This is a genomic window from Rhizobium sp. NFR07 (assembly GCF_900111905.1).
In the GTDB taxonomy this organism is placed as follows: Bacteria; Pseudomonadota; Alphaproteobacteria; order Rhizobiales; family Rhizobiaceae; genus Neorhizobium.
In genome coordinates this window covers 387866-401892 of sequence record NZ_FOKM01000006.1, presented here as the reverse complement: position 1 = coordinate 401892, position 14027 = coordinate 387866, and the positions used below count along the sequence as shown (strand labels likewise).

At 60.8% G+C, this 14027-nt stretch carries 13 protein-coding genes; 8 read left to right on the top strand and 5 right to left on the bottom strand.

Going from position 1 to position 14027, the window contains the following annotated elements; translation table 11 throughout:
- The coding region (locus BM216_RS15605; protein WP_143102776.1) for a transposase at positions 1-286 on the top strand (286 nt) is incomplete at its 5' end.
- Positions 287-334: 48 nt separating this feature from the next.
- Here the strand turns inward: BM216_RS15605 and BM216_RS15600 are convergent.
- Positions 335-1228, bottom strand: a complete 894-nt coding sequence (locus BM216_RS15600) for a LysR substrate-binding domain-containing protein (RefSeq protein ID WP_093000134.1) — start codon at positions 1226-1228, stop codon at positions 335-337.
- 131 nt (positions 1229-1359) lie between these two features.
- On the opposite strand from BM216_RS15600, the gene BM216_RS15595 reads away from it, so the two are divergent.
- The 7 genes from BM216_RS15595 to BM216_RS15565 are packed head-to-tail and all read left to right on the top strand — an operon-like array spanning position 1360 to position 9530.
- Entirely contained in the window at positions 1360-2910 is a 1551-nt protein-coding gene (locus BM216_RS15595; protein WP_093000087.1) for an ABC transporter substrate-binding protein, read from the top strand.
- Between the two features lie 23 nt (positions 2911-2933).
- Positions 2934-3824: a dihydrodipicolinate synthase family protein gene (locus tag BM216_RS15590; RefSeq protein ID WP_093000086.1), complete on the top strand. Its 891-nt coding sequence runs from the start codon at positions 2934-2936 to the stop codon at positions 3822-3824.
- Positions 3825-3872: 48 nt separating this feature from the next.
- A complete protein-coding gene (locus tag BM216_RS15585; protein ID WP_093000085.1) occupies positions 3873-4832 on the top strand; it encodes a nucleoside hydrolase in 960 nt (319 codons plus the stop codon).
- Complete coding sequence (locus BM216_RS15580; RefSeq protein WP_093000084.1) at positions 4829-5809, top strand: nucleoside hydrolase; 981 nt, start codon at positions 4829-4831, stop codon at positions 5807-5809. The genes BM216_RS15585 and BM216_RS15580 overlap by 4 nt, the downstream gene beginning before the upstream one ends.
- Positions 5806-6780: an ABC transporter permease gene (locus tag BM216_RS15575; RefSeq protein WP_093000083.1), complete on the top strand. Its 975-nt coding sequence runs from the start codon at positions 5806-5808 to the stop codon at positions 6778-6780. The genes BM216_RS15580 and BM216_RS15575 overlap by 4 nt, the downstream gene beginning before the upstream one ends.
- The gene (locus tag BM216_RS15570) at positions 6780-7721 is read left to right on the top strand and encodes an ABC transporter permease (protein ID WP_093000082.1); all 942 of its coding nucleotides are present in this window, start codon (positions 6780-6782) and stop codon (positions 7719-7721) included. The genes BM216_RS15575 and BM216_RS15570 overlap by 1 nt, the downstream gene beginning before the upstream one ends.
- Before the next feature lie 3 nt (positions 7722-7724).
- Complete coding sequence (locus BM216_RS15565) at positions 7725-9530, top strand: ABC transporter ATP-binding protein (RefSeq protein ID WP_093000081.1); 1806 nt, start codon at positions 7725-7727, stop codon at positions 9528-9530.
- Between the two features lie 515 nt (positions 9531-10045).
- Here BM216_RS15565 and BM216_RS15560 read toward each other — a convergent pair.
- The 4 genes from BM216_RS15560 to BM216_RS15545 are packed head-to-tail and all read right to left on the bottom strand — an operon-like array spanning position 10046 to position 13964.
- Positions 10046-11098 (bottom strand): ABC transporter ATP-binding protein, encoded by a 1053-nt coding sequence (locus tag BM216_RS15560; protein ID WP_093000133.1) that lies wholly within the window; start codon positions 11096-11098, stop codon positions 10046-10048.
- Entirely contained in the window at positions 11098-12075 is a 978-nt protein-coding gene (locus BM216_RS15555) for an ABC transporter ATP-binding protein (protein ID WP_093000080.1), read from the bottom strand. The genes BM216_RS15560 and BM216_RS15555 overlap by 1 nt, the downstream gene beginning before the upstream one ends.
- Positions 12072-12986, bottom strand: coding sequence for an ABC transporter permease (locus tag BM216_RS15550; protein ID WP_093000079.1), 915 nt, complete (start codon positions 12984-12986; stop codon positions 12072-12074). Before BM216_RS15550 ends, BM216_RS15555 begins: the two co-directional genes overlap by 4 nt.
- A 3-nt stretch (positions 12987-12989) precedes the next feature.
- Positions 12990-13964 (bottom strand): ABC transporter permease, encoded by a 975-nt coding sequence (locus tag BM216_RS15545; RefSeq protein WP_093000078.1) that lies wholly within the window; start codon positions 13962-13964, stop codon positions 12990-12992.
- Between the last annotated feature and the right edge of the window lie 63 nt (positions 13965-14027).

Here is a 14027-nt window from a genome sequence, read left to right as displayed (position 1 = left end):
ACTGTCGCCTGGTGACGTCGTCATCCTCGACAATGTCGGCTTCCATAAAAGCGAAAGAGCCGAACAACTCGTCAAGCAGAAGGGAGCGTGGATTCTATTCCTGCCACCCTATTCGCCAGATTTGAACCCCATCGAGATGGCGTTCTCAAAGCTCAAGGCGTTGCTGCGAAAACGAGCCGCACGCAGCTTCGATGCGATAACCCAAGCGCTTGGTGATATCATCAGCCTCTTCTCAGTCGCTGAATGCCGAAATTTCTTCAAAGCAGCAGGTTATGAGGCGGAATAAATGCGACACGCTTTAGTCGAGAGTTCCGCCCCAAGGCCGTAAATCTTGCTAGACGAGCCTGGGAGCGCTCATCATATCATGCATCCGCTCGATCAGCTCGTCGAGGACGGCTATTCTCTGTGCGCCGATAGGACGTATGGCGTAATAGGACACTTCGATCTTCGGTTCGAAGGGTATGGCGATAACCTGAGCTCCAGCAGAGCGCAGGCTGACATGGTCAACTATCCCAATGCCCATCCCAGCTGCAGCGAAGTAGCAGCAGTTCAACATCGATGTTTCCATCGTGCTGATCGGCTGATGTTCCTCTCGGGAAAAAGCTCTGTCCAGCGAAAGCCTGAGCGGTGAGTTTCGCCCTGGAATGAGGATTCGTTCGTTGATGAGGTCGGCTGGCGTTATCACACTGCGCCCTGCTAAGTGATGGCCCGGTGCCATGGCTGCGACTGCACTTGCGCTATGGAGGCGTATCGCATTCTTTTCAGCCATGCGCGGTGAACTAAAGACAAGGCCGAGATCGTAGCGGTTCTGCTCGACCATGTCCCAGATGTAGCGGCTGTTCTCGACATCGATTACGAGCGGAATATCCAGCCGGTCGCCAATCGTTTCGACGATTGCCTTGTGCAGATAGGGGCGAACCAGCGACGTTACGCTGCCGATGCGCAATACCGTGTTCTTGTGCTGGCGGATGTCGTCTGCTGCCTGGGCAATCTGGTCGAGCCCGAGATACAGTCGCTCGACCTCCCGATAGAGTTGCGTTGCTTCGGCGGTCGGTGCCAGCCTCGCCCCCACCCGCTCGAACAGCGTCATCTGTACGATGTCTTCAAGGTCGCGAATGAGGCGACTGACGGCCGGTTGCGTCACGTTCAGTGCCTCGGCAGCCGCGGTGATGCCTCCAGTCATCATAACGCTCCTGAACGCTTCGACCTGTCTCGGCTTCAATCGCACCACGCTCTCCCATAACATTTCGGCATGACTTAAGTACGAAATGCAATTTTTCTTCCGCAAAGGAAAGCGTTAACTCATTTGCCACCCCGCAGGGAGAGTGCGGGCCTGGACAACCCGGAGGAGTCCCAAAGATGAAGTTTTCCGCTTTCGCAGCCGCGTTGGCAGCGTCCGTTTTTGCCATGCCGCTCGCAAGCCAGGCTCGCGACCTGACCGTTGGTCTGTCCGCCTCGACGACGTCCATGGATCCGCAATTCTATGTCGTCGGCCCGAACAGCGCGATGGCGCGCAATATTTTCGACGGCCTCGTCAATCAGGATGAAAAGCAGCAGATCCAGCCGGCACTCGCCGTGTCCTGGCAGATCGTCGATGACACGACCTGGGAATTCAAGCTGCGCGAAGGCGTGAAGTTCCACGACGGCAGCGATTTCACCGCTCACGACGTGGTGGCCAGCATAAAGCGCATTCCACTTGCTTCGACCAATAGTCCGAGCTCGTTTGCTGCCTACGTGAAGGCGATTACCGAAATCACTGTCGTCGATCCGCTGACCGTGCGAATCAAGACTTCCGGCCCGACGCCGCTGCTCTTGAACAACCTCAGCCGCATCGCCATCCTGCCGGCCGAGATGGAAAAGACGACGACAGGCGAGATGAACACCGGCAAGGGCGTCATCGGCACCGGCCCGTTCAAGTTCGTCTCCTGGTCGCCGGATGACAATGTCGTCGTCGAGAAGAACGACGCCTATTGGGGCGAAAAGGCCCAATGGGACAAAGTGACGTTCCGCGTCTTCAAGAACCCGAGCGCCCGCGTTGCCGCCATGCTGTCCGGCGATGTCGACATGATCGAGAACATCCCGACCGCCGATACCCGCCGCCTCGAAGCGTCCGACCAGATGAAGGTCGTCAACATTGCCGGCAACCGCATCATGTATCTGCACATGGACCAGGGCCGCGAGGAATCGCCCTTCGCCAAGGGACCGGACGGCAAGAACCCGCTCCTGAAGCCGGACGTGCGCCGCGCATTGTCCATGTCGATCAATCGCGAAGCGCTGGTCGACCGCATCATGGACGGCCAGGGCGTGCCGGCCGGCCAGGTCGTGCCGGAAGGCTATTTCGGTTACGATCCGTCGATCAAGGTCGATGCCTATGATCCGAACAAGGCGAAGGAACTGCTGGCCAAGGCCGGTTGTCCGGATGGCTTCTCGCTGACCTTCCATGCCTCCAACGACCGCTATCCGAACGACAGCAAGGTCGCGCAGGCGATCGGCCAGTTCTTCAGCCGCGTCGGTATCAAGACGGAAGTGGCAACGCTTCCGGGCAGCGTCTACTTTACCCGTGCCTCGAACCTCGAATTCTCGTTCATCATGGGCGGTGCAGCCGTTGAAACCGGCGAAGCGTCCGGCGTTCTCGGCCCGATCCTCGAGACTTATGGCGAGAAGGCCGGGCAGGGCAATCGCGGCCGCTATTCCAACCCGGAATTCGACAAGGCGCTGAACGAAGCCCGCTCGACGCTTGACGACGCCAAGCGCGAGAAATTGCTCCGGAAGGCGACCGAAATCGCCATGAGCGACCTCGGTGTCATCCCGGTCTTCTACCTCGCCAATACCTGGGCGGTGAAAAGCGACATCAACTATGCCGGCCGTTCGGATGGTTACACGCTTCCCTATTACGTGAAGCCGAACTGATCTCGAACGAGGAGCCGTCCGTTATGTCCTTCAGCGGTGTATTTCCCTATCTCGTGTCGCCGATCGACGCATCCGGCAAGGTGATGCAGAATCTTCTGACGGATCTGGTGGATCACCTTATAGACGAAGGTGTCCACGGACTGGCGCCGCTCGGCAGCACCGGTGAATTTGCCTATCTCTCCCAAGAGCAGAGGCGCCGCGTCGTCGACACGGTAATTTCGGCCAATAGCGGCCGGGTTCCCGTTGTTGCCGGCGTGGCATCGACGTCGACCGCCGATGCCGTCGCCCAGACGGAATACATGGTGTCGTCAGGCGCCGATGGGATTCTGGCGATTCTCGAAGCCTACTTCCCGATCGGCGACGAGGGGGTGGAAGCCTATTTCACCGCAATCGCCAAGGCGGCCAAGGGGCGACCGGTGGTGCTCTACACCAATCCGCAGTTCCAGCGCTCCGATCTCTCTCTCCCGGTGATCGAGCGGCTGAGCCGCATTGACAACATCCGCTACATCAAGGACGCCTCGAACAATACGGGCCGTCTTCTTTCCATCATCGAGCGGACCCGCGGCCGAATGGAGGTCTTCGCCGCCTCCGCACATATTCCGACCTGCGTGATGATGATTGGCGGCGTCGGCTGGATGGCCGGTCCCGCCTGCGTCGCCCCGAAACAGAGCATCGAGCTCTATGAAGCTGCCAAGGCGGGTGACTGGACACGCGCGATGGAGCTGCAGAGGCCACTCTGGAAGCTCAACGAGATCTTCGCGAAATATTCGATCGCCGCCTGCATCAAGACGGCGCTCGAACTGCAGGGCTTTGCCGTCGGTGCGCCGATGCATCCGCAAATGCCGCTCGGCGAGACGGCGCGAGCGGAAATCGCCGAGGTGCTGCGCAGCATCGGCGCACTGAGTTTTTCCTGACCCAGACCCAGACCCAGACCCAGAATTAGACATTGAAGGCATTTGAGAATGAAGCCGATTTCGATCATCGTCGACTGCGACCCCGGTATTGACGACACGATTGCGCTGTTGACCGCATTCGTGTCGCCGGAACTCGATATCCTCGGCATCACGCCGGTCTGCGGCAACCAGCCACTGGACCGGACGGTTCGCAACGCGCTGCAGGTCTGTGAACTCGGCGGTCGTGCCGAAATCCCGGTCTATGCCGGCTGCTTCCGGCCAATGCTGCGCGAACCGATCCACGGCCAGTTCCACGGCAAGACAGGGCTCGGCAATACCGTGCTGCCGGAACCGGTCAAGACGGTCGAAAGCATGTCGGCCGTCGATTTCCTGATCGAGGCGCTGAGCGCCGCTGCCGCCAAGGGCGAGCGCATCACCATCGCCTGTCTCGGCCCGCTGACCAACGTCGCCGTGGCGCTGCGCATGAAGCCGCAGATCGCCGACGGTATTGAGCGCATCGTCATGATGGGCGGCGCCTATCGTGAATCGGGCAACCGCACGATGACCTCCGAATTCAACGTTCTGGCCGATCCGCATGCCGCGCATGTGGTCTTCTCCAGCGGCATCCCGATCGTGGCACTTGCACTCGACGCGACCCACCAGGTCATGCTGAAGCCGGAACATGTCGCCGAATTTTCCCGCGTCAGTGGCCGAATTTCCGAAACGCTTGCCGAATTGATGGCCTTCTGGGACCGCAACGACGTGCGACGCTACGGCTCGCGCGGCGGTCCGCTGCACGATCCGCTGGTCATGGCCTATATCCTCGCGCCGCACCTGTTTGAAACCGAGAAGGCGCGCGTCTTCGTCGAATACGAAAGCGAGCTCTGCATGGGTCAGACGATTGCCGACTGGTACGGCAAGAGCGGGCTGGAGCCGAATGCCGACATCGTCACCAAGGTCGATGTCGAGGGCGTCATCGCCTTCTTCCTCGAGCGGCTGTCGCGCTATGCCGAAAAGGCCGCCGCATGACACGCCACAAGGTCATCATCGATGCTGATCCGGGCGTGGATGATGCCGCCGCCATCCTGATGGCGCTTGCCTCGCCGGAACTCGACGTACTCGGCCTGTCGATCGTCGCCGGCAATGTCTCGCTCGCCGACACGGTCACCAATGCCTGCAAGCTCGTTGCTCTCAGTGGTCGCGGTGACGTGCCGGTCCATGCCGGCGCCAGCGGCCCGCTGGTGCGCGAGCAGGTGTTCGGGAAATACGCCAGGATCGGCTCGTTCAACGATGAACTGGTGCCCGCAGGCGATATCGTGCCGGCGAAGGAGAATGCGGTTCAGTTCATCATCCGCTCGGCACGCGCGGCGGCCTCAATCGGCGAACAGATCACCATCTGCGCCATCGGCCCATTGACCAATGTCGCTCTGGCGCTGATCCAGCATCCCGATGTTGCACCCGGCATCCGCCAGATCGTCTCGATGGGCGGCGCCTTCACGGCACTCGGGCACCGCACGCCCTGGGCCGAGTTCAATATCTATGCCGACCCCCATGCGGCGGAGATCGTCTTCCAGTCCGGCGTCCCGATCGTGCTGATGCCGCTTGACATGACGTTCCAGGCGTTGTTCACCGCCGAGCACTTCGAGCGTTTCCAGGCCGGCGGCGAAGCGGGGGCCGCGCTCTACAATCTCTTCTCCACTTTCGACCGCAGCGACGAGAAACGCTTCGGCCGGCCGGGCGGACCGATCCATGACGCGACGACGATCGCCTGGCTCATCCGCCCCGAACTGTTCACCAGCCGCGAGGCTTTTGTCGGCGTGCAGGTCTCCGGCCTGACGATGGGCTATACCTATGCCGATTTCTACAAGAAGCTGGACCGGGCGGCCAACGCCACCGTCGTCACGGATGTCGACGAGACCGGTTTCATCGACCTGCTGATCGAGCGCATCGCCCGCCACGGCGATCACGCGGCCGGCAGGAAAACTATGGGAGGCTCACACGCATGAGCGGATATCTCTTAAGCCGGTCCATCCAGACCGTGCTCACCCTTCTCGTCATGTCGGTACTGGTCTTTGTCGGCCTCTACCTCGTCGGCAATCCGGTCGACGTGCTGCTGAGCCCGACCGCGACACCGGCGGAGCGCATCCAGGTCATCCAGTCCTTCGGCCTCGACAAGCCGGTATGGGAGCAATACTGGCTGTTCCTCACCCGCGCCTTGTCCGGTGATTTGGGCAATTCCTTCGTCTTCAACCAACCGGCGCTGACGCTGATCCTGAACCGCATGCCGGCGACGCTGGAACTTGCCTTCGTGGCATTGTTTATGGCGTTGGTCATTGGCATCCCGCTCGGCGTCTATGCCGGCTTGAAGCCGAAAGGCCTCATCTCCAAGTCGATCATGACCTTCTCGATCCTCGGCTTCAGCCTGCCGACCTTCTGGATCGGTCTCGTCATGATCATGCTGTTCAGCGTCTATTTCGGCTGGCTGCCCTCCTCGGGCCGCGGCGACACGGTCAATGTGCTCGGCGTGCCGCTCTCGATGTTCACGCTCGACGGCCTCTCGCATCTCTTCCTGCCGGCCTTCAACCTGGCGCTGTTCAAGATCTCGCTCGTCATCCGCCTGACCCGTGCCGGCGTGATGGAGACGATGCAGCTCGATTTCGTTCGCTTCGCCCGCGCCAAGGGCCTGACGGAACGCCGCATCGTTACTGTCCATGTGCTGAAGAACACGATGATCCCCCTGATCACCGTCATCGGCCTCGAACTCGGTTCGCTGATCGCCTTTGCCGTCGTCACCGAAACCATCTTCGCCTGGCCGGGCATGGGCAAGCTGATCATCGACGCCATCGCCGTTCTCGATCGCCCCGTCATCCTCGCGTACCTGATGATCACGGTCATCATGTTCAGCGTCATCAATCTTCTGGTCGACATCCTCTATTCGATCGTCGATCCCCGCGTCCGTCTGGAGGGGAATTCGTAATGAGCGAGAACAAGTCGACCTCGACCGTCTCGGTCCACGCCGCCGCAAACAGTGGTGCAAAATCCACCTCGCGTTCGCCTGCTCGGGAAGTCCTCTTCGCCCTGCTGCACGACAAGCTTGCGCTGATCGGTATCGTGCTGGTGACGATCTTCGTGCTGGCCGCCATCTTCGCGCCACTGATCGCGCCGCAGAACCCGTATGATCTTGCCCAGCTCGACATTCTCGACGGCCGCCTACCGCCGGGTTCCGAAAGCTTCAACGGCACGGTCTACATGCTCGGCACCGACACCCAGGGCCGCGACCTGTTCAGCGCGATCCTCTACGGCCTGCGCACCAGCATTCTCGTCGGACTGTCCAGTGCCGCGATCGCGCTCGTCATCGGTGCTTCCATCGGTCTCACAAGCGCCTATGTCGGCGGTCGCCTCGACTCGGTGCTGATGCGTATCGTCGATATCCAGCTCAGCTTCCCGGCTATCCTCATCGCGCTGATCTTCCTTGCCATCCTCGGCCAGGGCGTCGACAAGATCATTCTGGCGCTGGTCGTCACCCAATGGGCCTATTATGCCCGCACGATCCGCGGTTCCGCGCTGGTCGAGCGCAAGCGCGCATATGTCGATGCCGCCCGCTCGATGGCTCTGCCCGACCGCAGCATCCTGTTTCGACATATCCTGCCGAACTGCTTACCGCCGCTGATCGTCGTCGCCACCATGCGCGTCGCCTATGCGATCATGCTGGAAGCGACGCTCTCCTTCCTCGGCATCGGCCTGCCGGTCACGGAACCGTCGCTCGGCCTCTTGATCTCGAACGGCTTCGAATACCTGCTGTCCGGCGATTACTGGATCAGCTTCTTCCCGGGCATCGCCCTTCTGTTGCTCATCGTCGCGATCAACCTGATCGGCGACAGCTTGCGCGACATCCTCAATCCGCGCCGGGAGGGCTAAGCCATGACAAATCCAATTCTTTCGATTTCCAACCTCAGCACGGCCTTCCGGGTCGGCGGCGAGTGGCGCAATTTCGTCAACGATGTCAGCTTCGACATCGCGCCGAAGGAAACCGTCGCCGTCGTCGGCGAGAGCGGCTCCGGCAAGAGCGTCACCGCCATGTCGATCATGCGGCTCCTGTCGCCCGGCAATTCGCAGGTGACCGGCAAGATCGAGTTCGAGGGCAGGGACCTTCTGTCCATTCCGCTCGACGACATGCAGAAGATCCGCGGCAACCGCATCGGCATGATTTTTCAGGAGCCGATGACCTCGCTCAACCCGGTTTTGAAAATCGGCGAGCAGATCACCGAGGTCCTGCGCCAGCATCGCGGCATGTCCGAAAGCCAGGCCCAAGCCGAAGCCGTTCGGCTTCTGGAAAAGGTGCGTATTCCGTCGGCCAAGTCGCGCCTCAACGAATACCCGATGAACTTCTCGGGCGGCATGCGCCAGCGTGTGGTGATCGCGATTGCACTCGCCTGCGATCCCAAACTGCTGATCGCGGATGAACCGACGACGGCTCTCGACGTCACCATTCAGGCGCAGATCCTCGAACTCATCAAGACGCTGCAGGAAGAGGAGGGCATGTCGGTCCTCTTCATTACCCACGACATGGGCGTCGTCGCAGAAATCTCCGACCGCACGGTCGTCATGTATCGCGGCGAACAGGTCGAAACCGGCACGACCCATGACCTTTTCGCCGGCGCCAAGCATCCCTATACGCGAGCACTTCTGTCGGCCGTACCACAGCTCGGCTCGATGACGGGAAAAGACCGTCCGCTACGTTTCCCGCATGTCGATATGGCAACGGGCGAAATCCAGCCGGTCAGGCCTACCGAAGATACCGTCAAGCGTGACGCGCCGCCGATCCTCAAGGTCGACAACCTCATCACCCGCTTCCCGGTCAAGCAGGGTTTTCTGCGCAAGACGATCGGCCGTATCCATGCCGTCGAAGGCGTTTCGCTGGAGCTTCGTCAGGGTGAAACCCTGTCGCTGGTCGGCGAATCCGGTTGCGGCAAATCCACCACCGGCCGCTCGATCATTCGTCTCACCGATCCGGTCTCCGGCGAAGTGCAGATCGATGGAAAGAATGTACTGAAGGCCGGCAAATCGGAACTGACGGATATCCGCCGCGAAGCGCAGATGATTTTCCAGGATCCGTTCGAAAGCCTCAACCCGCGTATCCGCGTCGGTCAGGCAATAGCCGAGCCGATGATCACCCATGGTCTGGTCAAGGCATCGGATGCACGTCAGCGTGTCGGTGAATTGCTGGAGCGCGTCGGCCTTGCCGCTTCGATGGCGGATCGTTTCCCGCACGAATTCTCCGGTGGCCAGCGCCAGCGCGTCTGCATCGCCCGTGCGCTCGCTCTGGAACCGAAACTGCTGATCGCCGACGAATCCGTCTCGGCCCTCGACGTGTCGGTAAAGGCGCAGGTCATCAACCTCATGCTCGATCTGCAGGAAAAATATGGTCTTGGGTACCTCTTCATCAGCCATGACATGGCTGTCGTCGAGCGTATCAGCCATCGCGTCGCGGTCATGTATCTGGGCGAAATCGTCGAGATCGGCCCGCGTCAGGCCGTATTCGAAAATCCGCAGCACGACTATACCAAGCGCCTGATGGCGGCGGTACCGATCGCCGACCCATCGCGTCGGCAGACGCGCCGCATCTCCAGTGACGAGATCAAGAGCCCGTTCCGCGCCGCCGATTATGTGCCGCCGAAACGCACCTACGAACAGGCCGGCGAAGGCCACTTCGTTCAGGTCGCGTAAGGGAACGTGCCATAATCGTCACCTTTGGCTCCATCTCCTCGACTTCGTGTACGACGTCGAGGAGATGCCGCAGTCGAGCCAGTCTCTACCTGCCGAGGGTTTTCGTATGAAAGTCAGCGGCAAGGGCAAAAATCAGGCGCTGGCGGCGCCGAGGTGGTGATGGTCGGTGACGAGGGGCTGGTGGCCGAGGTCGGTTTGCGGGATCTGGCGGCCTCCATGGATGTCGCTCGTGCAATGCGTCCGCCTGGACTCGCTGGGTGCACGGGTCTTTCTCTGCGGATGCCGGGCAACGGGCCTCGCCGGTTCCCGCATCGGCAGCGAAGGCAGCAGTCCTTTCCGCAGGGAATAGATCTTAGTTGACGCGATAGGCGTCAAATATCAGACGGCAGTACTTAGCTCGAAGGGTTGATCGCTACCTGTGCAGTATCGGCGACCTTCAGCTCTGACTTGCTTGTACACGGTTCGTATTGGTTTCATGAACGGGAAGCCGGTCAGACATTCCGGCTTCCCGTTCATTACTGCTGGTCATTCAGGTGACATGCGGAACTGTGACCCGGTGCGACCTGCGTCTTGATCGGCACCTCCACGCGGCAGCGGTCCATCGCAAACGGGCACCGGGGGTGGAAGTGACAGCCTTTCGGCGGATTGAGCGGACTTGGCAGCTCTCCTTCGACAGGCTTGAAGCGCCGTTTTCCGGGCTCGATGCGGGGCACTTCCGACAAAAGAGCCTGTGTGTAGGGATGATTGGGCCGTTTGAAAATTTCCTCGACCGGCGCTTCTTCGACGATACGGCCGAGATACATGATCGCGACGCGGTCGGAGATATGTTCGACGACACCGAGGTCGTGGCTGACGAACAGGTAGGTCAGGTCGAGCTTGTCGCGGAGCTCCATGAACAGGTTGATGACCTGCGCCTGGATAGAGACGTCAAGCGCCGCGACGCTTTCGTCGCAGACGAGGAATTTGGGCTGTACTGCAAGCGCCCGGGCGATGTTGACGCGCTGACGCTGGCCGCCGGAAAATTGATGCGGATAGCGTTTCTTCATCACCGGGTCGAACCCGGCGAGCATCAGGTATTTGTCCACATAGGCATTGCGTTCGGACGAGCGGGCCAATCCGTGGGTCTTGGGCGCTTCCCAGAGCAGTTCCTCGACGGTCATGCGCGGATTGAGCGCGGCCATCGGGTTCTGGAAAATCATCTGGGTGGCGAGGCCGAGCTCATTCCGCTGCCGACCCGACATCGCGTTTCGATCGACACCCTTCCAGAGGACGTGGCCATCGCTTGGAGCGTTGATCCCGGCGATGACGCGGCCGAGCGTCGACTTGCCACAGCCGCTCTCGCCGACAAGGCCGACGACTTCGCCGCTGCGGATCGTCAGGCTGACGTCATCGAGAGCGTGGACGATCGGCGCAGGTTTCGCGAGCTTCAGCTTGAGCGCGATCTTGGCGGCGAGATCGGGTTTCGTTCCAAAGCGCTGCGATACGTTGCGTGCTTCGATAAGAGGGGTATCGACCAAAGGAGCCTGGGCCGGAGAGCCTTCGATCTTGGGCGCGTTGGTCGCCGTCATCATGCAGTCTCTTTCAATACGGGATGGATGCAGCGGAAGGAGCGGTCTTCCTCAAGGAGAAGCGGAGGCATGACGAGGCAGCCGTCTGTCACGCGGTCGCAGCGAGTGCGGAAGCTGCAGCCCTGGGGCAGGCGGTTGATGGCCGGTGTCATGCCCCTGATCTGCCGCAAGGGTTCACCGCGCCGGTTCTGTGACGGGACGGAGGCAATAAGGCCGGCGGTGTAGGGATGATGCGGGTCGGTCAGCACCTTGGTCACCGGACCGGTTTCCACCAGGCGGCCGGCATACATGACCGCAATATCGTCGGCGAGCCGCGAAACGATTGCCAGATCGTGGGTGATCCAGATTACCGCCGTGTTGGATTCTTCGGTGAGCTTCTGGAATTCCGAGATGATCTGGCTCTGGATCGTCACATCGAGCGCGGTGGTCGGCTCGTCGGCGATGATGAGGTCGGGCTTGTGCAGAAGCGCAATGGCGATTGCGACGCGCTGACGCATGCCGCCAGAAAACTGGTGCGGATAGGCGGATAGCCGTTCTTCCGGGCTCGGAATGCCGACGCGTGCCAGTGCATCCCGCGAGCGCTGGCGGGCCACGTCCTTGGTGACGTTCTCATGCGCCCGGACGGCTTCCACCATCTGGGTGCCGATGGTGAGCACCGGGTTGAGCGTCATCGTCGGATCCTGGAAGACCATGGCGATGCGCTTGCCGCGTAATCGTCGCATCTCCTCCTCGGAACAGTTTGCAATGTCGGCACCGTCGAAGATCACCCGCCCGCCCGCGATGCGGCCCGGTTTTTCGAGAAGCCGCATGATCGAGAAGCCGGTCACCGACTTGCCGGATCCGGATTCTCCGACGAGACCGAGGACCTTGCCGCGTTCGACCGAGAACGACACGTCATTGACGGCTCGCAGTCCCGGTTTCGCCGAGCTGCCACCGAATTCGGTGACAAGATTTTCTACCTTGAGCAGGGCGGTCATGACATGTTCCTCGGATTGAGGACATCGCGAAGCCGGTCGCCGACGAGGTTGATCGCCACGATGGTGACAAGAAGCGCGATGCCGGGGAAGAAGCTGATCCAGTAGAGGCCGGTCAGGAGATACTGGTAGCCGGTCGAGATCAGCATGCCGAGGGAAGGCTCCGTGACGGAGGCGCCCAGGCCGAGGAAGGAGAGGGTGGCCTCGAGCCCGATCGCCCTTGCCACCTGCATGGTGGCGATGACGATGACGGGCGCAAGACAGTTAGGCAACAGATGTTTGAACAGGATGCGCCAGCCGGGCAGGCGCAGCATGCGCGCAGCCTCGATATATTCCTTCTCTCGCTCGACAAGCGCGGTGCCGCGCACGGTGCGGGCATAGGTCGCCCATTCGGCGATGATCAGGGCAATGACGACGTTGGTGACGCCCTTGCCGAGGATGGCCAGCATCATCAGCGCCATCAGGATGGTGGGGAAGGAGAGCTGCAGGTCGACGAGCCGCATGATCACCGTTTCGGTGCGTTTGCCCATATAGGCGGCGAACAGGCCGGCCGTGGTGCCGATGATCGCGGCGGCGAATGCCGAAAGCACGCCGACGATAAGGGATGTCCGCAGGCCGTAGAGGATACCCGAAAGGATGTCGCGGCCCTGGCTGTCGGTGCCGAGGTGGTAGACGAGGCCGGTCATCGATTCCGAACCCGGCGGCAGGCGCCCATCCATGATGTCGAGCTGCATCAGGTCGTAGGGGTTCTGCGGAGAGATCCAGGGCGCGAAGAGCGCCAGGCAACAGATGACGATCAAGGTAACGAAGCCGATGGCGGCAGCGGGCGACCGGAAAAAATCCGAGATGCCCTTGGCGAGGCGACCGGGGCCGGCATCGGGAACGCCACCGTCTTGCGCGTTTGGTTCAGCCATGGGTCAAGCCTTTGCGTCAAGCCGGATCCGTGGATCCAGAATGGTGTAACAGATGTCGATGATGAAATTCAGCACGACGAAGAGCAGGACCATCATCATCAGGTAGGCGACGATGACGGGGCGATCGAGAAGGTTGATCGAGTCTATGATGAGCTTGCCCATGCCCGGCCATGCGAAGATGCTTTCGGTCACGACCGAAAAAGCGATCAGCGAGCCGAATTCCAGCCCGATGATGGTAACCACCGGGATCATCAGGTTCTTCAGCACGTGCACAGCGATGACCCGGCGCTCCCGAAGGCCCTTGGCGCGGGCAAATTTCACATAGTCCTGGGGCAGGACTTCCTGCACGCCGGCACGGGTAAGCCGCATGATCAGGGAGGTTTTGAACAGCGCGAGATTGAAGGCAGGCAGCAGGAGATGCCTGAGGCCTTCGCCTGTCAGGAACGACCATTGCGCGCCAAGCAGTTCGGCGGTCGGGCCTCGGCCGTTGGTCGGTAGCCACCCGAGTTCGACGGAAAAAACCATGATCAGCATCAGGCCGACCCAGAATGTCGGCAGGGAGAAGCCGAGGATCGAGCCGGACATAATCAGTTTCGACGATACTCGGTTGGGATAGAGGCCGGCATAAAGGCCGAGCGGCAATCCGAAAACGATGGCGATGCCGAGCGCGGTAATGGCCAGTTCCAGCGTCGCCGGCAGGCGTTCCATAATCAGCCCGAGAGCGGGGCGTCCGTAGACGAAGCTGTTGCCAAAATCCCCCTGAAGCAACCCCTGCAGGAACAGCAGATATTGTTTCCACAGCGGCTGATCGAGCCCGTAATGGGCGATGACCCGTGCACGTTCCGCCTGGTTGGCATCCGGGTTGATGAGGATATCGACCGGATTGCCGATCACGCTTACGCCGATAAAGACAATGATCGTCATCGCCACGATGACGAATAGAGCCTGTATCAGTCGTCTGATGATGGAAGTGACCATTGAACCTTTCCCTGGGGCCTACAGCGTCTTGCACCACATTCGGCGCATATTAGACGCTGTAGC

Coding starts and splice junctions, on each gene's coding strand:
- BM216_RS15595 (WP_093000087.1), top strand. CDS start 1,360: ATGAAGTTTTCCGCTTTCGCAGCCGCGTTGGCAGCGTCCGTTTTTGCC.
- BM216_RS15590 (WP_093000086.1), top strand. CDS start 2,934: ATGTCCTTCAGCGGTGTATTTCCCTATCTCGTGTCGCCGATCGACGCA.
- BM216_RS15585 (WP_093000085.1), top strand. CDS start 3,873: ATGAAGCCGATTTCGATCATCGTCGACTGCGACCCCGGTATTGACGAC.
- BM216_RS15580 (WP_093000084.1), top strand. CDS start 4,829: ATGACACGCCACAAGGTCATCATCGATGCTGATCCGGGCGTGGATGAT.
- BM216_RS15575 (WP_093000083.1), top strand. CDS start 5,806: ATGAGCGGATATCTCTTAAGCCGGTCCATCCAGACCGTGCTCACCCTT.
- BM216_RS15570 (WP_093000082.1), top strand. CDS start 6,780: ATGAGCGAGAACAAGTCGACCTCGACCGTCTCGGTCCACGCCGCCGCA.
- BM216_RS15565 (WP_093000081.1), top strand. CDS start 7,725: ATGACAAATCCAATTCTTTCGATTTCCAACCTCAGCACGGCCTTCCGG.
- BM216_RS15560 (WP_093000133.1), bottom strand. CDS start 11,098: ATGACGGCGACCAACGCGCCCAAGATCGAAGGCTCTCCGGCCCAGGCT.
- BM216_RS15555 (WP_093000080.1), bottom strand. CDS start 12,075: ATGACCGCCCTGCTCAAGGTAGAAAATCTTGTCACCGAATTCGGTGGC.
- BM216_RS15550 (WP_093000079.1), bottom strand. CDS start 12,986: ATGGCTGAACCAAACGCGCAAGACGGTGGCGTTCCCGATGCCGGCCCC.
- BM216_RS15545 (WP_093000078.1), bottom strand. CDS start 13,964: ATGGTCACTTCCATCATCAGACGACTGATACAGGCTCTATTCGTCATC.